This is a genomic window from Microtetraspora malaysiensis, assembly GCF_050947145.1.
GTDB classification, from domain to species: domain Bacteria; phylum Actinomycetota; class Actinomycetes; order Streptosporangiales; family Streptosporangiaceae; genus Microtetraspora_A; species Microtetraspora_A malaysiensis.
In genome coordinates this window covers 5,749,936-5,772,256 of record NZ_CP191998.1, presented here as the reverse complement: position 1 = coordinate 5,772,256, position 22,321 = coordinate 5,749,936, and the positions used below count along the sequence as shown (strand labels likewise).

General features: G+C 70.1%; 20 protein-coding genes and 1 pseudogene. 10 read left to right on the top strand and 11 right to left on the bottom strand.

Annotation, left to right across the window (positions count from 1 at the left end; translation table 11 throughout):
* Window positions 1–47 precede the first annotated feature (47 nt).
* Window positions 48–233 (top strand): annotated as a pseudogene (locus ACQP1V_RS27220) (fumarylacetoacetate hydrolase family protein); the annotation flags it as partial.
* Between the two features lie 45 nt (window positions 234–278).
* Here ACQP1V_RS27220 and ACQP1V_RS27215 read toward each other — a convergent pair.
* Window positions 279–740 (bottom strand): GFA family protein, encoded by a 462-nt coding sequence (locus tag ACQP1V_RS27215; protein WP_433412937.1) that lies wholly within the window; start codon window positions 738–740, stop codon window positions 279–281.
* 980 nt (window positions 741–1,720) lie between these two features.
* Between ACQP1V_RS27215 and ACQP1V_RS27210 the strand changes: the two genes are divergently transcribed.
* The 8 genes from ACQP1V_RS27210 to ACQP1V_RS27175 all read left to right on the top strand — a co-directional run bounded on the left by ACQP1V_RS27210 (window position 1,721) and on the right by ACQP1V_RS27175 (window position 12,430).
* Entirely contained in the window at window positions 1,721–2,212 is a 492-nt protein-coding gene (locus tag ACQP1V_RS27210; protein WP_433412936.1) for a hypothetical protein, read from the top strand.
* Between the two features lie 3 nt (window positions 2,213–2,215).
* Window positions 2,216–5,092: a M48 family metallopeptidase gene (locus ACQP1V_RS27205; protein ID WP_433412935.1), complete on the top strand. Its 2,877-nt coding sequence runs from the start codon at window positions 2,216–2,218 to the stop codon at window positions 5,090–5,092.
* A gap of 224 nt (window positions 5,093–5,316) precedes the next feature.
* The gene (locus tag ACQP1V_RS27200; RefSeq protein WP_387412070.1) at window positions 5,317–5,931 is read left to right on the top strand and encodes a TetR/AcrR family transcriptional regulator; all 615 of its coding nucleotides are present in this window, start codon (window positions 5,317–5,319) and stop codon (window positions 5,929–5,931) included.
* A gap of 169 nt (window positions 5,932–6,100) precedes the next feature.
* Window positions 6,101–6,961: an alpha/beta fold hydrolase gene (locus tag ACQP1V_RS27195; RefSeq protein ID WP_433412934.1), complete on the top strand. Its 861-nt coding sequence runs from the start codon at window positions 6,101–6,103 to the stop codon at window positions 6,959–6,961.
* A gap of 294 nt (window positions 6,962–7,255) precedes the next feature.
* Window positions 7,256–8,674 (top strand): S41 family peptidase, encoded by a 1,419-nt coding sequence (locus tag ACQP1V_RS27190; RefSeq protein ID WP_433412933.1) that lies wholly within the window; start codon window positions 7,256–7,258, stop codon window positions 8,672–8,674.
* Between the two features lie 119 nt (window positions 8,675–8,793).
* Entirely contained in the window at window positions 8,794–10,092 is a 1,299-nt protein-coding gene (locus ACQP1V_RS27185; RefSeq protein ID WP_433412932.1) for a sensor histidine kinase, read from the top strand.
* Window positions 10,089–10,745, top strand: coding sequence for a response regulator (locus ACQP1V_RS27180; RefSeq protein WP_387412065.1), 657 nt, complete (start codon window positions 10,089–10,091; stop codon window positions 10,743–10,745). Before ACQP1V_RS27185 ends, ACQP1V_RS27180 begins: the two co-directional genes overlap by 4 nt.
* Window positions 10,746–11,212: 467 nt before the next feature.
* Complete coding sequence (locus tag ACQP1V_RS27175; RefSeq protein ID WP_433412929.1) at window positions 11,213–12,430, top strand: DUF4041 domain-containing protein; 1,218 nt, start codon at window positions 11,213–11,215, stop codon at window positions 12,428–12,430.
* Between the two features lie 288 nt (window positions 12,431–12,718).
* On the opposite strand, the gene ACQP1V_RS27170 is transcribed toward ACQP1V_RS27175, so the two are convergent.
* Window positions 12,719–13,243 (bottom strand): hypothetical protein, encoded by a 525-nt coding sequence (locus ACQP1V_RS27170; protein WP_433412927.1) that lies wholly within the window; start codon window positions 13,241–13,243, stop codon window positions 12,719–12,721.
* A 210-nt stretch (window positions 13,244–13,453) separates the two neighbouring features.
* Here ACQP1V_RS27170 and ACQP1V_RS27165 point away from each other — a divergent pair, with 210 nt between their 5' ends.
* Window positions 13,454–14,470, top strand: coding sequence for a PP2C family protein-serine/threonine phosphatase (locus ACQP1V_RS27165; RefSeq protein WP_433412925.1), 1,017 nt, complete (start codon window positions 13,454–13,456; stop codon window positions 14,468–14,470).
* A gap of 58 nt (window positions 14,471–14,528) precedes the next feature.
* Here the strand turns inward: ACQP1V_RS27165 and ACQP1V_RS27160 are convergent, their stop codons facing one another.
* The 9 genes from ACQP1V_RS27160 to ACQP1V_RS27120 form a co-directional block, all read right to left on the bottom strand.
* Window positions 14,529–15,392, bottom strand: a complete 864-nt coding sequence (locus ACQP1V_RS27160) for an amidohydrolase family protein (protein ID WP_433412923.1) — start codon at window positions 15,390–15,392, stop codon at window positions 14,529–14,531.
* Window positions 15,389–16,366, bottom strand: a complete 978-nt coding sequence (locus tag ACQP1V_RS27155; RefSeq protein ID WP_433412921.1) for an aldo/keto reductase — start codon at window positions 16,364–16,366, stop codon at window positions 15,389–15,391. The genes ACQP1V_RS27160 and ACQP1V_RS27155 overlap by 4 nt, the downstream gene beginning before the upstream one ends.
* A 72-nt stretch (window positions 16,367–16,438) precedes the next feature.
* Window positions 16,439–17,185, bottom strand: a complete 747-nt coding sequence (locus tag ACQP1V_RS27150; protein WP_433412919.1) for an SDR family NAD(P)-dependent oxidoreductase — start codon at window positions 17,183–17,185, stop codon at window positions 16,439–16,441.
* Complete coding sequence (locus tag ACQP1V_RS27145; protein WP_433412917.1) at window positions 17,182–18,468, bottom strand: L-fuconate dehydratase; 1,287 nt, start codon at window positions 18,466–18,468, stop codon at window positions 17,182–17,184. The genes ACQP1V_RS27150 and ACQP1V_RS27145 overlap by 4 nt, the downstream gene beginning before the upstream one ends.
* Window positions 18,465–19,334 carry a fumarylacetoacetate hydrolase family protein gene (locus ACQP1V_RS27140; RefSeq protein ID WP_433412915.1) on the bottom strand — a complete coding sequence of 290 codons (870 nt, stop codon included), beginning with the start codon at window positions 19,332–19,334 and terminating at the stop codon, window positions 18,465–18,467. The genes ACQP1V_RS27145 and ACQP1V_RS27140 overlap by 4 nt, the downstream gene beginning before the upstream one ends.
* 149 nt (window positions 19,335–19,483) lie before the next feature.
* Complete coding sequence (locus tag ACQP1V_RS27135) at window positions 19,484–20,155, bottom strand: FadR/GntR family transcriptional regulator (RefSeq protein ID WP_387412049.1); 672 nt, start codon at window positions 20,153–20,155, stop codon at window positions 19,484–19,486.
* Between the two features lie 109 nt (window positions 20,156–20,264).
* Window positions 20,265–21,512, bottom strand: a complete 1,248-nt coding sequence (locus tag ACQP1V_RS27130) for an RNA polymerase sigma factor (RefSeq protein WP_433412913.1) — start codon at window positions 21,510–21,512, stop codon at window positions 20,265–20,267.
* Window positions 21,509–21,898, bottom strand: a complete 390-nt coding sequence (locus ACQP1V_RS27125) for a YciI family protein (protein WP_433412911.1) — start codon at window positions 21,896–21,898, stop codon at window positions 21,509–21,511. Before ACQP1V_RS27125 ends, ACQP1V_RS27130 begins: the two co-directional genes overlap by 4 nt.
* Window positions 21,895–22,311: a hypothetical protein gene (locus ACQP1V_RS27120; protein WP_387412046.1), complete on the bottom strand. Its 417-nt coding sequence runs from the start codon at window positions 22,309–22,311 to the stop codon at window positions 21,895–21,897. The genes ACQP1V_RS27125 and ACQP1V_RS27120 overlap by 4 nt, the downstream gene beginning before the upstream one ends.
* Window positions 22,312–22,321 lie beyond the last annotated feature (10 nt).

Below are 22,321 nucleotides of genomic sequence, written 5' to 3'. Positions count from 1 at the left end.
GCTACCTCGACACACCTGAGCAGGCACTCGAGCACGTCGCGGGATACGTGGTCTCCAACGACGTGTCGGAGCGGGATTTCCAGATCGCCCATTCCGGCGGCCAGTGGTCCAAGGGAAAGAGCTGCGAGACCTTCAACCCTTTCGGGCCCTGGCTGGTCACCTCGGATGAGGTCGGGGACCCGCAGAAGCTGGGCCTGCGCTCGTGGGTGAACGGCGAGCCTCGCCGGGACTCCACCACCGCTGACATGATCTTCAGCGTGGCGTACCTGATCTGGCCCCTATCCCAGTACACCGTGTCTCGGGCGCGTCAGTCCGACGGGGCTGTTCTGGGTGTCGGGGACCTGGGGCAGCCAATGCACAGCGTTGTCGCGGAAGGACTGGTTGACCGGGACGAGGTCGGGGCCGCTGGTGTCGTCGAGGGCCGTGACGACGATGCCGAGATCCGGGACGTCGCTGTCGATCGCCGCGAGGCGGCTGCCGCAGTGGGGGCAGAAGCCGCGCTTGGCCTCGCCCTCGAACGTCTCGAACCAGGTCGGCTCGCTCTCGCCGGTCCAGGTGACATCCTTCGGGGCGAAGCCCGCCCACCACATCATCGGCCCGCCGCCGAGCTTCTGGCAGTGGGGGCAGCTGCACGTGTGAGGGTAGGCGGCCTTGCCCTTGACGGTGAAACGGATCCGTCCGCACAGGCATCCGCCGGAGCGTTCCTGGGTTGCGGCGACCGTGTCGGCGGTGCGATTCATCAGTTCATCTCCCGGGCACGGTGGGTGAGTTGAGCCCACCAGTGTGTCATCCCTTCGGCGATCGTCAGTTCAGGCGGGCGTACCGGACTTTGTTCGACATCATGTTCGGGCAAGAGTGCATCGGCGGAGAGGGAAATGTTCCAGATTGGCCGGAATGTCGATCCCTGGGGCTCCGGTGACGCGCCTGGCCGTAGTTGCGCCAATATGCCCCTAAACATCGACAATCGCGACAAACGCGCACCGGCTTGCGTTCACAGTCGCGCGTTTCTAGGGTTATTTCGCAAGGGTTAGTAGTTGCACCGATGCACTTCATCACGGGTTGTGTTTCACCGTCTCTTGATCTCGAGAGAGGGATCGCTCAACAGTGGTGTGGAGAGCGCTGAGGGCTCGGAGCTGACTGCGGCGATTCCGAGTCCTTCTACGAGGTAGGACGCCGGATCTGATCGTGGAGTCCAAGCGCTAAATACCTGTACAGCACATTTAGCGTCGCCAGTGCTTGCCTCCCGGGTAATCCGGACCCGGTGCCGACCGGCGGATCGCCAAGGTGACCTGCCACAACACCCGAGGAAGCGCATGAACAACAACCAAGGACTATGGGTGGCGGTCATCGTTACCGCCGGAGTCCTCGTCGCCATTTTGGAAGGACGTCCTCGCCTGGCCGGGAGGCGCACCCACGGCGCTCGCGATCCTTGTCGGAGCAACTGGTTCGCCGGCTTCGTTGGCCTTGATCTGGCGATCGCCAACTTTCTGACACGCCCGCAGTCGTAACATGCCGGGGGCGGTCGGATGTCAGGGACTATTGACCGCCGTACCCGCCCGCCACCATAGGGTGGGCGGGGCATGAATGGGAGCAAACGCCAGGTGTTGAAGCCCCGTCGGGCTGCTGCGTATCGGCAAGGCCACGTGCAATACGACGTATCGACGGGTTGCTCAATCGGCCTTTACTAGATGCAAAAGGTGCGTACTTCCAAGGAGGAGCGGTGGCGTTGGCCGCAGTGCGGGATGTCGTACGGGACGTGGTGGCGGAGCTTGCCCCCGAGGAGTTGCCGCTGGTGGACGGGTTGGCGGCGTACGACGACTCCGTCGTCGTACGGAAACTGCGCCGTTCCGGGCCACGACGTGAGCCGCTCGGCTTCAGCTGGGGCGAGGTCGTCGGTCTGATGACGCCGGTGGTCTGGCTGGTGCTTGACCAGGTGGCGGAGCGGCTCGCGGACGCCGCAGTCGAGCGTGCCGCCAGGAAAGCCAGAGGGCTGCGCCGCTGGCTCCGGCGCGGCCGCCGGGCGGCCGCCGCGACCATCCCGCCGCTGACCGAGGATCAGCTCGCGGCACTCCGCCAAGACATTCTTGACCAGCTGCAACGGGAATTGGAGGAACGGACTGCGGAGCAGATCGCCGACGCGATCGTCCGCAGGCTGGCCCGAGGAGCTGATCCAGGCCCCGCCGGCCCAGAGGGGCCGAGTCCGGCGAGCTAGCCGATGGAGAGCACCTCGCCCCGTATCGACGAGCGGGCGTTGGGAGCGGGCACGACGGTGCGGTTCGCGCTCCTGGTCGCCCTGCTGGTGGCCACCAGCAGCCTGATGGTGATCTACGTGACCATCGCGCTGTCCACGTACGACGGCTTCGGCTGTTCGCTGGCGGCCGGGGTAGCCCCGGACAGCGATCCGGCGTCGGCGGTGATAGCGAAACGCGCGGTCCAGTGGGAGGCATACTTCGCCTGCACCAAGCGCTATGCCCCGTCGCCGCCGTGGTGGGTACTGGCCGGCTGGTGGGCGATCTTGGCTCTGTTCACGGCCGCGCTGTTCTGGGCGTTGCCGGCGTGGAAGGCCCGCCGTAGTCGGGTGGTGCCGCTGGCCACGATGGACCTCGACGGCGAGATCGCGGGCACCGTGGCCGAGCTGTCCACGGTCGCGGGCCTGGCCCGTCCGCCCCGGGTGTTGGTCGATCCGGCCTCGGCGTCGGACGGGGCGGTCGTGTTCGGCCGATCCGGGCGGGCAACGGTGCGCCTGGACGGTGGCCTGATCGCCACGCGGAGGGCTGATCCGCGCCGGTTCCGGGCGATCCTGTTGCACGAATTCGCCCACATCGCCAACCGGGACGTGACCATCACCTACCTGACGGTGGCCATGTGGCGGGTGTACACCGTGGTCGCCCTTCCACCCTTTCTGGCCTGGTGCGCCTGGATGTTCCGGGGCGCCTCGGACTCGGTGGTGTGGTCCAGCGAGGCACCGATCGTCACTCGCGGCCTGCTGATCACCGGTCTGCTCACCGTACTGGTCTATCTGGCCCGGTCGGACGTGCTACGCAGCCGGGAGATCTATGCCGACCTCGCCGCCGTGCGCTGGGGCGCCGATCCGGCGGGCTGGTCTGCGGCCGGCCCCGCGCCGGTCATCGGCCCCGGGCGGCGCGCGCTGCGCTCGTTCGTCGAACTATGGCGGCTGCACCCGCGATGGGACACCCGGCAGACCGCGCTGACCAACCCCGCCGTGCTGTTCGGCGTACGCGCGCTTCCGCTGCTGCTGACCGGCATGACCGGGGCGATCGTGCACGCCCACATGATGTACGCCATCACCCAGTACATCCTGTTGACCCCGTGGATGCAGCACTTGGCGGCGCTGGTCTCGGCCGGTCTGGTCGCGGGCGTGGTGGGCATCGCGCTGTGGCGCGCCGTGGTGTTTGCGGCGCTGACCGGTCAGCCGGCTCCATCCAGCGCACGAGCGGGTCTGTGGCTCGGGCTCGGCATGGCGGCGGGCGGGTTGGCCGCAGGCCAAGGGACAGTCAACGATTGGCTGCCCGCCAGACCGTGGCTGCTGGCGCTCGTCGTGCTGGCCGGGATGGCGTTCACCTGGTGGCTGACCCGGTGCGCACAGTTGTGGGTGGCCGCCTGGCACGGCCGGTCGCTGCGGCCGGTGGCGCTGTTGAACGCGTCCACCGCGGCCCTGGCACTGTCACTCTGGTTGCTCTGGTGGCAGACCCAGGGGGTCGCGTTCGCGGCGGGGTGGTCGATCGACATCGCCGATGTCCGGGACTACATGGCGTCCTCCATGGTGGGCCGGGAATCGGACCCTCCGCCCGTGTCGTGGCTCGACGTCATCCTCGTCGCAATCATGACCGCGGCGGGCGCCGTGACCACCGCACCGCTCGCCCTGGTGGCGGTTGCCGGCCTGTGGGTCGTGCCGTTGCTGGCGTGGTTGCCACGCCCCGGCACCGGCCCACCCCGCTGGTTGCGCGCCGCGGCATCCGGCGACGGCGACGCCCCGCTCGGCCCGCCGCCCCCGGGCCTACGCCGGGTGCTCGTCCCGGTCCTGATCGGCGGCGCGTTCGGTTGCGCTGCGGCGGTGGCGTTGTTCGCCTGGCTGCACGCGCGCAAGCAGGTCGAGTCATCGCCCACCACCTTCCTGGTGACGACCCTGGCCGGAACGCTCCTGGTCTTGCTGGCCTCGGCTGCGCTGGCGGCGTACGCCGGTCGGACAGCGGTGCCCACGCACCGGCTGCCGGCCGCTCTGATCGGCGCGGGCGGCGCCACCCTGCTCAGCTTCGCGGCCATTGTCACGTTGCGCGCTGCCGATGGATGCGTGCCCGCGCTGGCCATCGACGCGGGGACATGCTCCTGGAACCCCGCCGTGGCGAAGCAACTGTTCGCCGGCGTCCTCGTTCCCGCCTCCCCGTTCACGGTGTTGGTGGCGGGCGTGATCGCCCTCCCCGGGGCGCGTACCGCGAGGCGGCCCGGACCGACGCAATCGACAGGACCGACGCGGCCGGGATCGCCGGCATCGACGGTGCTCGGCCGGGTCTGCGCGCTGGCCCTGGTCGCTGCCGCGCTGGCGGTGGCCACGGTGGCCGCCGTCCAGCGGTCGCCACAGGCATCCCGGCTACCCCCACCTGCGGAGGTCCAGCGGGTTGCCCGCAATGGGGCAGCCATGGTGGACGAGGATGCCCCGGTGTCGGCCCAGTCGAGAGCGTTGCAAGTGCAGGCGTGGCGCGATCGTGGCGGTGGCCGGCTGATGGACAGCTTCTACCACCATCGCCGCGAACTGTTCGCGATGGTCGCGGCCGAGGTCAACGCCGGGAAGAGCATCGCCGACCTCGACAGCGTCCGACCGCTGTGCCTCGACATCGCGAACGATGCCCGCGCCGCGTACCGCTTTTTCCGGGTCCCCGACTCCAAGGCCCAAGGACTGTGGGAAAGCTTCTACGAGAACGCCGTGCTGGGCGGGACGTACTGCCAGCGGTCCCTCGACGTGGACGACGCCGACAGGTTCAACGCCGCCATGCGCCGACTCGCCACCGCCCAGGACACCAGCCACGCCATCGATGACCGTATCGACGCTTTGATCCGTGCGGGCGGGCCGTGAGCCCCGGCAACTTGAGCCCGTCGGCGTCGCGTGCCGCGGTGAACAACTACTTGGCCACCGTCGCCACGGTTGACCTGGGTCTGCCGGATGACCCGGGTCCACACGACGGTGGCCAAGCGCATCACGGAGTCCGGCTCTCGGACTCCGCCGCATCACGACTGTTTCCTACCGGAACCCCGATATGTTAACCGTAGTTCCCGTTTTTCTCTCAGAGAGGTACGCCAGTGGCCGAGTCCGATGAGCTGGAATCGCTCATCTCCCAGGGGCGCAAACATGGGGTGCGCAAGCGCATCATCCTGTTGCAGGCTGCTCGGCTCTTCGTGGAGCGAGGTTACGCCGACACCGGAATCGACGACATAGGGGCCGCGGTGGGCATCACCGGGCCTGCGGTCTACCGGCACTTCCCCGGCAAGCAGGCCATCCTCCTCGCCCTGATCGAGCTGTCGCTGGAACGCCTGCGGGAGGGGACGCAAGCCGCGCTGGCCGACCAGGACCGGGAGCCGCAGGAGGCGCTGATCGCCCTGGTGGACTGGTTCTCCCGGTCTTCCGTCGAGAATCAGAATCTGACTTTGGTCATGCAGGCCGAGCTGCTGTGGCTGCCGGAGCAGGATCGGCGGCGGCTCAATCGCCAGATGCGGCAGCTACGTGAGGAGTGGGTCGGACTACTGATCGAGGTGCGGCCGGAGCTGTCCGACCTCGCGGCGCGAATCGCCGTCACATCCGTCATGGGGATGGTGACGTCGGTGCTCGCCGCTCGGCTGACCAATGACGCCCAAGCGCTGAGCGCGCACCTGCGGGCCCAGATGCTCGCCGTACTGCATGTGCCGGCTGGGCTCTGACGGCTCTGGTTCACGTAAAAAGTTAATATGCATATACTTTTTATGTGGAAGGGCGCTGTGGGAAGGAAGCGCGGACTCGGTGGACGGTCCGTGAGCGCTCGTCCTCGCGCGGGACGCCGTAGCGCCAGTCGTCGCAACTGGTCCGAGCCAGAACGAAGGGCAGAACACAATGGAACGCATAGTCGAGGCCAATGGGATCCGTCTGTGGTGCGAGACGTTCGGGGATCCGGCCGATCCTGCGCTGCTGCTCGTGATGGGTCTCGGTGCCCGAGGCGCCACCTGGCCCGATGAGCTCTGCCGGCTTCTCCAGGAGGGAGGGCGGTACGTCATCCGCTACGACAACCGGGACACCGGGCGGTCCAGCGGTGTTGATTTCGAGGCCAAGCCGTACACCATGATCGACCTTGCCCAGGACGCGGTCGGCTTGCTCGACGGCTTGGGCATCGCCGCGGCGGACGTGGCCGGCGCGTCGATGGGTGGCATGATCGCCCAGGAGATCGCGCTCGAACACGCTGACCGGCTGCGCAGCCTAACGGTCATCATGTCGAGCGCCGAGCCTCTCGATCCCGTGACCAACACCTTCCGGGGCACACAACGGGATCCACGGCTGGCCGCCTGGGACGCCGAGCAGATCGCCAATCCGCCCAGCACCCGAGAGGAGCACGTTGAGGCACATCTCAAGCTGGCTCGCATTCTCGCCGGACAGTTGACGGAGTTCGACGAGGCCGCCACGCGTGCGATCATCGAGCGGGAGATCGAAAGTGCCACCGATGCGGCGCCCGCCTCGAAGAACCACATCCTCGCGGCCTTCGCCTCTCGCGACCGCTCCGGGCTTGTCGGCTCGATCACTGCCCCGACTCTGGTGATTCACGGGTCGGACGATCCGATGGCGCCCATCGCCCATGGCGAGGCACTGGCAGCGGCGATTCCCAACAGCGAGTTCCTGCCCATCGAGGGAATGGGGCACGGGTTCCCGGCGCCGGTGCTTCCTCGTATCTCCGCCGCGATCCTCCGGCACATCGGGCGATAGCCAACCACCGTCGACCGCGGGATCGACCCGTGTACGGCAGGCCGTACATCCCCAATGTTCCGGTGGTAACGGTGGCGAAGCAACGTCAACGCCGGTCGCCGGCCCCCTCCACATTGGAAGCCGCAAAGAGAGATCAAGCAGGCACAGATCGTAGCCATGTCGACCGGCGTTTCCGCCGCGACCGCGAACCCCGGCCGGGCCGGCCCGCCGGATCGGGTCACTCCCAGGAGGGAGCCGCGGGATGGTCCCCCAGGGTGACGCCGGTTACGGGACCGTGTTCATACCGTCGGCGCCATGAAAAAGAGCGGAACACGAATCGCGGTCACGGTTCTGGCGGCCGTCACGGCTCTGGCGGCGGCGCCCGCCGCGACGGCGGTCGCGAGCGCGCGGGACGCCGCCCTGGACGGCGTGTGGCAGACCGACGGCTACGGCACGATCATCACCGTCCAGGGGGACCGGCTCCGGTACTTCGACACGACGGCGATCAGCTGCCTGGCGGGCGTCATGGCGGCCAAACGGAAGGGTGCCCCGGGGTCGTTCGTCGCCGACGACGGCTCCCGCCAGATGACGATCAGGCTCCAGGGCCGGCAGCGGGCACGGCTACGCTACGTGGGCGCCGTGGGGGAGATCGGCCTGCGCCGGCTGCCCGCCCTTCCCACCCGCTGTTCGGTGAAGGCCCCCGCCGCGGAACCGGTCAGGGTGTTCGACGTCTTCTGGACCACGTTCGCGGAGAACTACCCGTTCTTCGCGACGAAGGGCGTCGACTGGCAGGCGGTACGCGACCGGTACCGTCCCCGGATCGGCCCGAACACCACCGACGCCGAGCTGTTCGGTGTGCTGCGCGACATCCTCAAGGATCTCGGCGACGCCCACACCGCGCTGCGCGCCGGAAAGGACGAGTTCGCGAGGCCGCTGCGCCCCGGCACGAGACAGTTGGACGGCCTGCCGGCCTTCATGGCCCTGAACAAGCGGGTCCTCGATCTCGTGGAGAAGCACGATGTCAAGAAGCCGCTGACGACATGGGGCCGGGGCGTGATCGGGTACGCCGATTTGCCGGGCGGGATCGGCTACCTGCGGCTGGCCGCCTTCGACGGGTACGCCGACGGCGGCTTCGCGGCCAACGCGACGGAGCTGGACCGCGCGCTGGACGAGATCTTCACCCCCGACCGGACGTCGCGCCTGAAGGGCCTCGTCCTCGACGTCCGCCTCAACTTCGGCGGGTACGACGCCCTCGGCATCCAGCTCGCCTCCCGCCTCACCGGCCGGCCGTACACGGCCTACGCCAAGCAGGCGCGCAACGCCCCCTCCGACCCCACCCGGTTCACGCGGGCGCTGCCGACCTGGGTGCGTCCGGCCGCGGGTTCTCGCTACACCGGGCCGATCGCCCTGCTGACCAGCCCGTTGACCATCAGCGCCGGGGAGACGTTCAGCCAGGCCATGACGGCCCGCACCCCCGCCCCTCGGCGGATCGGGGACGCCACCCAGGGCGCGTTCTCCGACTTCCTCTGGCGCACGCTGCCCAACGGCTGGACCTTCGCCCTGCCCAACGAGCGGTTCCTCACCCGGCAGGGGACCAGCTTCGACCTCGCCGGCATCCCTCCGCAGGACCGGATCGCCGAAACGCTCAGCGACGAGGAGCTCGCCGCCGGCCGCGACGCCGCCTTCGATCGGGCGCTGGCCTACCTGCGCACGACCGGAAGATCCGGCCGGTGACCCGCGTCGCGGCTGCCCGGTACGCCCCGCGACGGCGAGGCGGCCTCCCGTCACAGGTGGACGCGAAGGTCGCCCATGAGGACGATGTGACCCGCCCGGCACGTCCATAGGCTGAGCAAATGATCCATCAGGAGCCGATCGCGAAGCCGGCGCCGCTCCTGCGGGCCGTGGCGCGGGCGTTGCTGCGGGCGGTCGTCACCGGCACGGCCGACCCGCCGCCTGCGCCGCGGCGTGGGCAGGTGCGGGTGCCGTGGCCGCGCGGCCGGCGGAGCGCCACCCTGGATCTCGTCCGGCTCGGCGACGCGGCGCTGGCGTTCGTGGCGTTCGCGGGCGGGGTCGCGTACATGGAGGGCCCCGCGGCCGCCGCGCGGTGGCCGCACGACGAGGCGTACCTCGTGATCATGTCGGCGACCTTCTCGCTGCCGCTGGTGCTGCGCGACCGGTGGCCGCTGGCGGCCTGGCGGTGCGCGCTGCTGGCGCTTGCGGCCGGCGCGGCGGTCGTCGGCGCGTTCCTCAACCCGCCGTACCCGCCGGGCGCGGCGATCGCCTGCCTGCTGGTGGCGTACTCCGTCGCGGTCCGCTGCGACGGCGCGATCGCGGCGGGGGTGTGGCTGGTCTCCTGCCTCACGGCGGTGGCCGTCGACGTCGGCACGGCGGTCCCCGCGGTGACCGGGATCACCGTCGCCGTGTTGTTCGGCCACAACGTACGGGCACGGCGGCTGGCGACCGGGAGGCTGGCCGAGGAGGAGCGGCGGGCCGAGGACGCTCTGGCCGCGCGGGCGGCGCTGGCCGAGCGAGCCAGGATCGCGCGCGAACTGCACGACGTGGTCGCCCACCACATGTCGGTGATCGCCATCCAGGCCGAGGCGGTCCCGCTGCGGGCGGGGGGCGACGCGGCCCGGCTGGCGCAGGGGCTCGCCGAGATCCGCGCGCTGTCGCTGAAGACGCTGGCCGAGATGCGCCAAGTCGTCGGCGTGCTGCGCGGCGCGGAGGGCGCGGACACCGCGCCCCAGCCCGGCCTCCACCAGCTCGACGAGCTGGTCGCGACCGCGTCCCGCGCCGGGGTGACCTTGAGGGTGTCCGGTTCGGGCGAACTGGGTGACCTGCCGGGCACGGTGGGGCTGACGGCGTACCGGATCGTGCAAGAGTCATTGAGCAACGCGATGCGGCACGGGTCGGGATCGGACGTCACCGCGGAGCTGGTCCGCGACGGCGACGAGCTGCGGATCCGCGTGGTCAACGGCCTGCCCGCCGATCTCGAAGGCACGCCGGGCGGACTCCCGGGGAAGCGGCCGGGCCACGGGCTGGCCGGCATGGGGGAGCGGGCGGCGATGCTCGGCGGCATGTTCCGTGCGGGCCGGATCGGCGCGGAGTTCGTCGTGACCGCGACCCTGCCGATCAAAGGGGACACCGGATGACCATCAGGGTGCTCGTCGCCGACGACCAGGGCATGGTGCGGACCGGGTTCACCGCGTTCCTGAGCGCGCAGCCGGACATCGACGTGGTGGGCGAGGCGGCCGACGGCGAGGAGGCCGTTCGCCGCGTCGCGGAACTCTCACCCGACGTGGTGCTCATGGACGTCAGGATGCCGGTGCTGGACGGCCTGCAGGCCACCCGGCGGATCCTGTCCTCCGGCGGCCGTCCCCCGAAGGTGCTGATCCTGACCACGTTCGACCTGGACGACTACGTGTACGAGGCCCTCCGGGCGGGCGCCAGCGGCTTCCTGCTGAAGGACGCCTCCGCCGGGCAGCTCGCCGAGGCGGTCCGGGTGGTCGCGGACGGCGAGGCCCTGCTCGCGCCCTCCGTCACCCGGCGGCTGATCTCCGAGTTCGCCCGGCTCGGCCCGCGCCGGCCCCGCGCCACCCTGGACGGGGTCACCGAACGCGAGGCGGAGGTGCTCACCCTGGTCGCCCACGGCCTGTCCAACCAGGAGATCGCCGAACGGCTCGTCCTGTCCGAGCAGACGGTGAAGACCCATGTGGGCCGGGTTCTGGCGAAGCTCGGCCTCCGCGACCGGGCCCAGGCGATCGTCCACGCGTACGAGACGGGCCTGGTGCGCCCGGGTGAGTGAACCCGGCGGCGTCGCCGGATTTCCGTGCTCGTAGCGGCCGGAGAATGGAACATCCCTGCAGGAGAACGTGAGTTTGCCGCTCTTGTCGGACGCTTGAGCGGTGCTCACGGTTTGATCACGGTTACATGCGGCCGTGGGGTGTATGTGCACCGCCGCCATCAGGCGGCCGTCCTCCTCCTCAGCCGGCATGACCAGCCGGGCTGACGCTAGGGAGGGCGCTGATGACGGAGTACCGGTTCAACACGCCGCCAGGGTGGCCGGTCCCACCTCCTGGATGGCGGCCTCCTCCAGGATGGCAACCGGACCCGGCCTGGCCTCCGCCCCCGGCGGGCTGGCAACTCTGGGTGGCCGACGCCCCACTCGCTCACACACCCGTTCCTCCTCCTGCTCCGGAACCGATCGGCCGTCATGCCGAGGCGGCCCGTGAGGCTCCCGTTGTTCCGGTTCCGGAACGTTCCGGCGGCGGGTTGTTCGGCGGCAAGAAGCGGCTGGAGGCGGAGAACGCCCAGCTACGGGAGTGGGTTGAGCGGCTCGGCGGCCTGGACGCGATGCAGATCACCGCCGTGACCGAGGCTCTGCGCGCGGAGCAGGCCCGGTTGCAAGGAGCGATCGAGGACGCGACCCGGCGGCTGCGGGAGATCGAGGCTCAGGTAGTGCAGACCGAGGACGTCGCACTGCTGCAGGAGGTCGGCGTCTATGAGTACCAGCATCCGCTGAGCGACGCGGTCGCGTACAAGGCGAAACTGGCCGAGGTCAAGGACCAGATCAAGAGCATGGCCCGCAGCGGGCGGGCTGTGCTGGGCGCGACGAACTGGACGGTCAACGGCTCGGCCGCCGAGGGGCGGCGCATGGTGCGGGACTTCTCCAAGCTGATGTTGCGCGCCTACAACGCCGAGGCCGACAACTGCGTGCGCACGATGCGGCCGTACAAGCTGCAGTCAGCCATCGACCGGCTGAAGAAGGCAGGCGATGCCATCGTCAAGCTCGGCAAGACGATGCACATCCACGTCAGCGACGACTACCACCGCTTACGGGTGTATGAGTTACAGCTGACCGCCGACTACCTGGCCAAGGTTGAAGAGGAAAAGGAACTCATCCGCGCCCAACGGGAGCGGCAGCGTGAGGAGGAGGCCGCGCGCCGGGAGTTCGAGCGCGAAAAGGCTCGCCTGCGCAAGGAGGAGTCCCACTACCGCACCGCGTTGGCCAAGCTGCTGGCGAACGGTGACACGGCGGGCGCGGGGGAGCTGAAAGCGAAGCTGGAGGAAATCGGCGCTGCGGTCGCCGATGTGGAGGCGCGCGAGGCGAACATCCGGGCCGGCTATGTGTATGTGATCTCCAACATCGGCGCTTTCGGGGAGAATGTCGTGAAGATCGGCATGACCCGGCGGCTGGAGCCGGAAGATCGGGTTCGAGAGCTGGGCGACGCCTCAGTGCCGTTCAGGTTCGACACCCACGCGCTGATCTTCAGCGAGGACGCGGTCTCCCTCGAAGGGCGCCTCCATGACGAGCTGTGCGAGCGGCGTGTGAACAAGGTCAACCTCCGCCGCGAGTTCTTCTACGCCACGCCCGCCGATGTACGCAGCCTGCTGGAGAAGATCGCCGGCCAGCACCTGCTGGAGTACCGCGACGTCCCGGAAGCGTTGGAATGGCGGCAGTCGGCACACGATGCCGCAGCGACCGCCTGAGGCCCGCAGGGCAGGCGTACCCGCATTCCGGCCGCTTCCAGCCAGCGGAGGAGCTCCTCTTTCATCCCACTCCGCCGCAGCAGTGCCCACATGCCGTCGCAGCGCCGCGCGAGGAGTCTCCGCCCATCGCCGCCTGCTGGCCTGCTCGGTGCGGCGCATCGCCGCCGAAGAGGCCGTACGGGTTCTGGCCGGGCAACCGGCGCGTTCCCCTGCCAACGGCATGACCGCCAGTTCCCGCCCGTGAAGGGGAGGTAGCGGGGGCAGGGCGTCCTGCCCCCGCTACGGCGGTCACTTCACGAGGTAGGCGTCGGAGAGGATCTGCTGGACGGAGTTGCGGTCCTTGTCCTTCGCCTCGACCTTGATCGAGATGCTGCCCGGGCCCTTGGGGTTGGGCACGTGCACCTTGTCGCCGGACAGCGCCGTGGCCGCTGCCCAGTGCGCGCCCTTGTCGTCGGAGATCCAGACTCCCTGCAGCGACGGCGACCTGCCGCCCTCGGGCGTGACGGTGAAGGTGAACGGCTTGCCGGCCTGGACTGTGTCGTTCTCCGGCAGTCTGAGCCCGTACTTGAGGCGGATCAGTGGCGCCTCGGCGCAGGGCTGCTTGTCACCCCACAGCACCGCGTCCAGGCAGGCCTGCGGGGCGCTGTCGGCTGTCGGGCGGGCGGAGTGGAATGTCCAGGCTTGCGGGCCAGGCTGGCCCGGCGGGCGGTGGACGTGGTTCGGGGATGCCTGTTTCTGCCCGTCGGCGCCCCTAGCAAGATCGTTCTCAGCCTCGTGCCACGACCTGCTGCGGGCTGCGGAACGCCTTCGCACGGCCATACTCCTGTGCTACCCCGCCTTCGGCACCCCAGCCCACTGGGCCGACCGGTTCGGTCCCCGCCGACCGAGCGGCTCGGCACAGCCCGGGCCATCACCGGGCTGAGGAAGCCACCGGACAGCCGTTGCGGCCGTTCCGCTCGCGCCATCGCGATCACCGTCGTCAACCTGGCCACACCCAGTCACCTGCACCTCGGGCCGCTCCTGGTGGCCGCGCCGGCGCTCGCCGCGGTGATCCTGGGGCGGTGGCTGACCGCGTTGACCGGTGTACTGGCCCTGGTCGGCCAGGTGGCCATCGGCGTCATTCTCAGGGACCTCTCCACGACGGACCGCATTGCGCAGATGGCCTCCGTGGTGCTGGTCTCCGTCTTTTCAGCGCTCCTTTCCGCTCTGCGTCAGCGGCAGGTGAGGGAGCTGACGCAGGTGCGCCAGGTCGCCGAGATCGCCCAGGGCCTGGTTCTACGCCCGCTGCCCCCACGGATCGGACCACTGCGTGTGGCCGCGGTGTACCTGGCGGCGGAGACCGAGATGCAGATCGGCGGCGACCTGTACGCGGTGGCCCGGACTACCTCCGGCACCAGGCTGATCGTTGGCGACGTCCGCGGCAAGGGCCTCACCGCCGTGGGCGACGCGGCGCTGCTGCTGGGTGCCTTCCGAGCGGCCGCGCATCTGCAAGCTGGCCTGGCGGAACTCGCCGCCCACCTGGAAGCGGGCGTTGCCTGGCACCTGGCCGAGTCCTGTGCGCACGAGCAGGCGGAGGAAGGCTTCATCACCGCGGTACTCATCGATATTCCCGACCGCACGCCCACGATCCGGATGGTCCACTGCGGCCACCCTCCACCGCTCCTGCTGCGGCGCAAGCAGATCACCGCACTCTGCGCCCGCAGCCCGGGCCCCCCTCTCGGCCTGCAACTGGGATTGCCCTGCCGCCAGGTCGACACCTTCGATTTCAAGGCCGGCGACATGCTCCTCGTGTACACCGACGGAGTCATTGAAGCCCGCAACTCCCAGGGCGTCTTCTACCCACTCGCCGAGCGCGCCGCCGCCTGGACCGGGAAACGCCCGCAAGTCCTCGTAGAGCACCTCCGCATGGATCTACTCGCATACGCCGGCGGACATCTGGGCGACGACGCCGCCGTGATCGCCATCGAACGCTCAGGTCCCGTCTCAGCTCCGCGGGAGGCACCCCACTACGGACGCCCGCCCGCGCCGTACCCGGATTGAGGGTCGTCGTCGCTCAGGGTCCACACCGTAAGCGAATCAAGACCTTGGTCAAGTGGGATCACCGCAGGTCAGAGGCTGGAGCCAGATCCAAGCGATACGTACGGATCGCGGTGCCGGCGGTGACGGCGGCCCGCTCGTCCGCCGACAGCTCCCGCAGGCAGGCGTCGAGCGTCCCCAGCGCCTCGGAGTAGGAGGCGACCAGCTCGCACACCGGCCAGTCGGAGCCGATCATGAGCCGTTCCGCGCCGAACAGTTCCAGGGCGGTGTCGACGTACGGCCGGACGAGGGAGACGTCCCACCCGGGTCCGGCCTCGACCAGCAGGCCGGACAGCTTCGCGACGACATTGCCGCAGGCGGCCAGGGGGGCGACGGCGGCACGCCACTCGGCGAACCCCTCCGCTCCCGCGCCGATCCGCGGTTTGCCGAGGTGGTCGAGGACGAAGACCGTGCCCGGGGTGGCGCGCGCCGCCTCGGCACACGCGGCCAGCTGCCGGACGTGGACGACGAGGTCGTAGGCCAGCCCCGTGCCGCCGATGGTGGCCATCGCCGCCCGCACGTCCGGGCGGGCGAGGTACTCCGGGTCGTCGACGCCCTGCAGCTGGTCGCGGACGCCGACCAGCGTGGCCCCGCCGGGCAGGTCGCGATAGGCCGCCAGGGTGGCGGGCAGGTCCGGGTCGGTCAGCGACGCCCACCCCACCACGCCCGCGATGCGGGGCGCCGTGGCGGCCAGCGCGAGGAACTCGGCGGTTTCCGCCGCGTCGCAGCGACCCGCCTCGACCAGCACGGTCGCCGTGACCCCCGCCGCCTCCAGCTGGGGCGTGAGATCGGCCAGGGTGTAGTCACGCCGGATCGGCGCCAGATCCGGCGCGGACAGCCATGGGTAGTCCGCGGTCCAAACGTGGTGGTGGGCGTCGACGATCACGGCGTCGGCACCTCCTCCGGCAGCAGGCCGTCCTTCTTCAGGTCGGCCCACAACGCGCCGGGGATGTCCCACTCGAACATCGCGATGTTGTCGGCGATCTGCCCGGGATCCTGCGCGCCGATCACGACGGCGGCGACGGCGGGGTGGCCCAGCGGGAACTGGATCGCCGCGGCCCGCAGGGGCACCCCGTGCCGCTCGCACACGGCCCGGATCGCCACGGCCCGCTCGACCAGCGCCGTACTGGCCGGGGCGTAGTCGTAGCGGGCACCCGGCTTCGGGTCGGCGAGGAGGCCCGAGTTGTACACCCCGGCGGCGATGATCGAGATGCCCCTCTCCAGGCACAGCGGCAGCAACTCGTCCTGCCCCGACTGATCCAGGAGGGTGTAGCGCCCGGCGAGCATGAAGCAGTCGAAGTCACCGGCCCGGGCGAGCTCCGTCAGCATGGCCGTCTGGTTCATGCCCGCGCCGACCGCGCCGACCTCTCCCCGGGCCCGCAACTCGGCCAGCGCCGGAAAGGCCCCGCTCACCGCCTCCGCGAAGTGGTCGTCGGGGTCGTGGATGTGGGCGATGTCGACCCGGTCTACACCCAATCGCCGCAGGCTCTCCGCGTGCGAGCGGAGTGCCCCCACGTAGGAGAAGTCGAAGACCGGGGCGAGATCGCTCGGCTCCGCCCAGAACTGCTGCCCGGCGTCTCCGCCTGGCACGAGCAGCCGGCCGACCTTGGTCGACAGCGCGAACTCCTCTCGCGGCTTGCCCGACAGCACCGCCCCGGCCCGGCGTTCGGAGAGCCCGTAGCCGTATAGCGGGGCGGTGTCGAAATAGCGCAGCCCGAGGTCCCAGGCCGCCTCGACCGTCGCCCGCGCGACCTCGTCCCCTACCGGGGTGAACAGGCCGCCGATCGGCGCGAGCCCGAGCCCGAGCCGAGTCACCTCTACATCGGTGCGCCCGAGTCGCACCCTCTCCGTCGCCTTCACGCAGCCTCCAGGGAACCGTGGATCAGGCGGTGCGGCACCGCCCGGCTCGATGACATCGACTCTCCCGCCGGGTTACGAGACGGGTCGCAGCCGCAGACCCTGCATGCCACCGTCCACGGCCAGCACCGTTCCCGTGGTCGCACCGGCGAGCGGACCGGCCAGGTAGGCGATGGCCGCCGCGACCTCCGCCGCCGTCACCAGCCGGCCCATCGGCTGGCGGGCGTCGAGCGCGGCGCGCTCGGCCTCCGGATCGTCGGCCGCGTCCAGCAGGCGGCCGACCCACGGGGTGTCGGCGGTCCCGGGGGTGACGCAGTTGACCCGGATCCCCTCACGCACGTGGTCGGCCGCCATGGCCAGGGTGAGCGAGAGCACCGCGCCCTTGGACGCGCTGTAGAGCGCCCGCTGCGGCAGTCCGGCGGTGGCCGCGATCGAGCAGGTGTTGACGATCGCCGCGTGCGAGGAACCGCGCAGGTACGGCAGGGCCGCCCGGGTGACCCGGACCATGCCGACCACGTTGACGTCCAGCACCCGGGCCCACTCGGCGTCGTTGTTGTCCTCGGCGGTGCCGACCGCGCCGATCCCGGCGTTGTTCACCAGGATGTCCAGGCCGCCCAGGGCGTCCGCCGCCGCGTCGACCGCGGCCCGCACGGCGGCGGCGTCGGTCACGTCCGCCGTCACGCCGACGAACGGACGGCCCGGCGGGTTGAGGTCCAGGCACGCCACCGAGGCTCCCCGGGCGGCCAGGAACTCGGCGGTCGCCAGGCCGATCCCGGAGCCGCCCCCGGTCACCAGCGCCTTCAGTCCGGCGAATTCGTTCATGAGGCCCTCCAGGCGAGGCCGTCCGGATAACTGAACCTCGCGATCGACTCGGGAAGCATCGTGGAGCTGAAGCCGGGGGACGACGGGGCGCGGTAGGCGCCGTCCTCGATCACGACGGGGTCGACGAAGTGCTCGTGCAGGTGGTCCACGTACTCGATCACCCGGTCCCGCTGCGTGCCGCTGACCGCCACGTAATCGAACATGGACAGGTGCTGGACCATCTCGCACAGGCCGACGCCGCCCGCGTGCGGGCAGACCGGTACGCCGAACTTCGCGGCGAGCAGCAGGATGGCGATGTTCTCGTTGACCCCGCCGACCCGCGCCGAGTCGATCTGGAGCACCGACAGCGCGCCGGCCTGCAGAAGCTGCTTGAAGACCACCCGGTTGGCCACGTGCTCGCCGGTGGCGACCTTGATCGGCGCGATGGCGCGGGCGACCGTGGCGTGGCCGAGCGCGTCGTCGGGGCTGGTGGGCTCCTCCACCCAGTACGGGTCGAACGGGGCCAGCTCGTTCACCCAGCGGATCGCCGGGCCCACGTCCCAGCGCTGGTTGGCGTCGACCGCGATCCGGAACCCTTCTCCGCAGACCTCCCGCGCGATCCGCATCCGCCGGACGTCGTCCCGCAGGTCGGCGCCGACCTTCAGCTTGATCTGCCGGAAGCCCTGCTCGACGGCCTCCTGGCAGAGCCGGCGCAGCTTGTCGTCGTCGTACCCGAGCCATCCGGGCGAGGTGGTGTACGCGGGATAGCCGGACGTCCGCAGCCGCTCGATCCGCTCGCGGCGGCCGGGCTCGGCGGCGCGCAGGATCTCGAGCGCCTCTTCCGGGGTGAGCGCGTCGGTCAGGTAGCGGAAGTCCACCAGGTCGACGATCCGCTCCGGCGGCAGCTCCCCGAGCAGCAGCCAGAGCGGCTTGCCCTCGATCTTGGCCGTGAGGTCCCAGAGCGCGTTGACCACTGCGGAGATCGCCATGTGCATGACGCCCTTCTCCGGCCCGAGCCAGCGGAGCTGGGAGTCATAGACCATCTCCCGATACAGGTCACCCAGATCCGTGACGTCGCGGCCCACCACGTACGGAGCGAGCGCCTGAATGGCGGCGGTCTGGATGTCGTTCCCCCGGCCGATGGTGAACGCGAAGCCGTGGCCCTCGTGCGGGCCGTCGGTCCGCAGCACGACGTACGCGGCCGAGTAATCGGGGTCGGGATTCATCGCATCCGAGCCGTCCAGCTCGCGCGAGGTTGGGAACCGGATATCGCGCGTTTCCAGCGCGGTGACGGTCACGCTCACGCCTGACCCACCGTCTGCCGCTGCCGGCCCAGGCCGTCGATCTCCAGCTCCATCACGTCGCCCGCGCGCAGGTACGGCGTGCCGGGCAGGCCGAGCGCCACTCCCGCCGGTGTGCCGGTGTTGATCACGTCACCCGGCTCCAGCACCATGAAGCGGCTCAGATAGCGGATCACCTCGGCCACGGGGAAGATCTGGTCCCTGGTGTTCCCGTCCTGGCGGAGGTCACCGTTGACCCAGAGCCGCAGGCCGAGGGCTCCGGGGTCGCCGACCTCGTCCGGGGTCACCAGCCAGGGGCCCAGCGGGTTGAACGTCTCGCACGACTTGCCCTTGTCCCACTGCCCGCCGCGCTCAAGCTGGAACTCCCGCTCGGACACGTCGTTGGAGATCGCGTACCCGGCGACGCAGGCCAGGGCCTCCTCGTCGGTCTCCACGTAGCGGGCCGTGCGCCCGATGACGACGGCCAACTCCACCTCCCAGTCGGTCTTCACGCTCTCCCGCGGGATGAGCACCTCGTCGTACGGACCGACCACGGTGTTCGGGGCCTTCATGAAAACGACGGGCTCGGCCGGGATCGCGGCGCCGGTCTCCTCGGCGTGGTCCCGATAGTTGAGCCCGATACAGACGATCTTGCCCGGACGAGCTACCGGGGGGCCAATACGCAGGTCCGTACCGCGTGTCAGGGCCTGGTCCGCGGGGTGCACAACGGGCAGGTCACCCCATTCGAGGGCCGATCTGATCCGGGCCATCCCTCCCGAGTCGAGGAAGGCGCCGTCGATCTCGCGCTCCCCGATGTCGCACAAGTTGCCGGCTCCGTCCAGCACCACCGGCCGTTCCTGCCCGACAGGCCCCACTCGCAGCAGCTTCACATCGCATCCCTGAAAGAAAGACATCGGATGTATGACTGGCAGATTGGGGTCACGAGCGCCTGATGTCAAGTTAAAATGGGGGTATACATCCGATCTCTTTTCCCGCGGGGGCGGGAGAGTGTCCGGACCGGCCGGCCCCTGCCGAGCGTTCAGAGCGCCCGGCGCAGCCACTCCTCGACCCCGGCCACGTGAACGGTGGCCCAGGCCCTGGCCACCTCGGGCTGGCGGGCGGCGATCGCGTCGCAGATCGCCGCATGCTGCTCCCGAGTCTTGGCGATGGCACCCTCCTGGGTGAGGCCACGCCAGACGCGCGCCCGGGTCGTCGGCCCGGACAGGCTCTCGACGAGCGAGCAGAGCACGGGGTTGCCGGACCCGGCGGCGATGTGCCGGTGGAACCGCAGGTCGTTGGCGACCAGTTCCTCGACGCTCGGCGCCTCCGGCAGCGAGGCGAGGATCTCTCGGAGTTCCTCGATCTCCTCGTCCGCCATGTGGATCGCGGCCAGCGCCGTCGCCGCGGGCTCCAGGATCTGCCGCACCTGCATGAACTGCAGCACCGTGTCGTCGCGGTGAAAGTCGACGACGAACGACATCGCGTCGAGCAGCAGCCGGGGTTCGAGACTGGTGACGTAGGTGCCGTCGCCCTGCCGCACGTCCAGGACGTTGATCAGGGCGAGCGCGCGAACCGCCTCCCGCAGCGAGTTGCGCGACAGGCCGAGCCGCTCGGCCAGCTCGGCCTCCTTCGGCAGCCGGTCGCCGGGCGCCAGCGCACCGGAAAGGATCATCTCCTTGATCCTGTCGATCGCCGCGTCCGTCACCGCCACGGAACCACGTCCTCCAGCTCGTGCGGCGGCTGGGCACCGCAGACATCGGATGTATCAGTGTAGAACCGCGTCCGACCTTCCGCCGCCCCGTGTCCTCCTCGACGGCGTGTCAGCGCATGTCCAGTCGGGCGGCGCGGGTCAGTAGGTAGCGGCGCTCGGGAAGGCTGGTCGTGAGCCGGGCCGCGGTACGGTACTCCGCGATCGCGGCCGTCTTCTCGCCGGCCTCCTCAAGCAGGTGCCCGCGCACCGCGTGCAGCCGGTGATGGCCGACCATCCGCTGGTCGCGGGCCACCGTCTCCAGGACGGCCAGTCCGGCCGCGGGGCCGCTCAGCATCGCCACCGCCACGGCGCGGTTCAACGTGACCACGGGGTTGTCGGCGAGCCGGTCGAGCACCTGGTACAGGGCGACGATCTGCGCCCAGTCGGTGTCTTCGAACCGTCCCGCCTCGGCGTGCACGGCGGCGATCGCGGCCTGCAACTGGTAAGGACCCGGCCGCTTGCGCGGCAACGCGGCGGTCAGCAGCGCGATGCCTTCATCGATCATCGCCCGGTTCCACCGGCCACGGTCCTGCTCCGCGAGCGGGACCAGTTCGCCGTCCTGGCCGGTGCGGGCCGGACGGCGGGCGTCGGTGAGCAGCATCTCGGCGAGCAACCCGCTCACCTCAGGCACATCAGGCAGCAGCCGGTGCACCATCCGGGCCAAGCGGATCGCCTCGGTACACAACTCGCCGCGATGCAGCGATTCGCCTGCCGTGGCGGTGTAGCCCTCGTTGAAGATGAGGTACAGCACATGTAGGACGACGTCGAGGCGACGTACGCGATCCCGGTCATCGGGCATCCGGAACCGGCCGCCCGCTTCCAGAATGCGTTTCTTGGCGCGGCTGATCCGCTGCGCGAGCGTCGCCTCGGGCAGCAGGAGCGCGCGGGCGATCTCGGCGGTGGTCAGGCCGCCGACAGCCCGCAGGGTGAGCGCGACCTGCGCGGGGGGATTCAGCGCTGGATGGCAGCACAGGAACAGCAGCAGCAGGGTGTCGTCGGAGTCCCCGGCGGGCGGTACGTCGGCCGCCGGTAACAGCAGGTCGGCGGGCAGCGCGCGGAACGCCTCTTGCTGCTCTCGTCGGCGGCGGGCCTGCTCGCTGCGCAGCAGGTCGGTCATGCGGCGGGTGGCGACGGTGGTGATCCAGCCCGGCGGGTTGTCCGGCAGTCCCTGGTCCGGCCACTGGGTCGCGGCCGCGAGCAGCGCCTCCTGAACGGCCTCCTCAGCGAGATCGAAGTGGCCGTAACGGCGGGTGAGCAGGGCGAGGACCTGCGGCGCGAGCTCGCGCAGCAGGTCCTCCATCCGCTGAGGTACGGTCACATCTCCCGGCCGGTGTCGTCCATGATCGGCCGCAGCTCCACCCGGCTCCGCACGATCGCGGCGAAGCGCGCGGCCAGCTCGACCGCCCGGTCGTGTGAGGCCACGTCGACGATCCCGAACCCGGCGAGTACCTCCTTGGCCTCGGCATGTGGTCCGTCGGAGGCGACGGGCCGTCCGTCGCGGATCTCCACCGTCATGGTGTGCGAGGGGTCGGCCAGCCCGAAACCGGTGACCATCTCGCCGGAGGATGCCAGGTCGGCGTAGAACTCCGACATGGCGCGGAAGTGCTCGGCGACCTCTTCTGGGGACCAGGTCGCCTCCTCGGCGCCGAGGCCGAGGGTGTCCCACGCCGACGCGTCGCCGAAGGTCATGATCATGTATTTCATCGTGCAGGTTCCTCCACCCGCGTCATGTTCGACTCGTAGCCTCCGCCCGGCCACTGCCAGGCACCGGTGTTGCGCCCGCCATCGGCGTCGAACCTGCCCACGAACTTGGCCGGGGAGTCGACGCCGCCGTACCAGATCGTCAAAGTATCGCCGACGAGCTCGTATACGTACTCGAGAATCTCCCCGTTCTCGCCGAAGAAGTGCGACCGCAACTGGCCGCTTTCGGCGTGGAAGCCGATGTACTCGACCCCGCGGGTGACCTCGTCATCGTTGACGAGGTCGACGTGCTGCACCAGGAAGCCGCCGCCGTCCATCCACTCGTAGCGGGCCGTACCCGACATGCCGGGTCCGTCGATGGCCCAGGTGCCGACGAGCGGCTCCAGGCTGCACAGATTGTTCGCTGTCGCGTTCATCGTGTTCTCC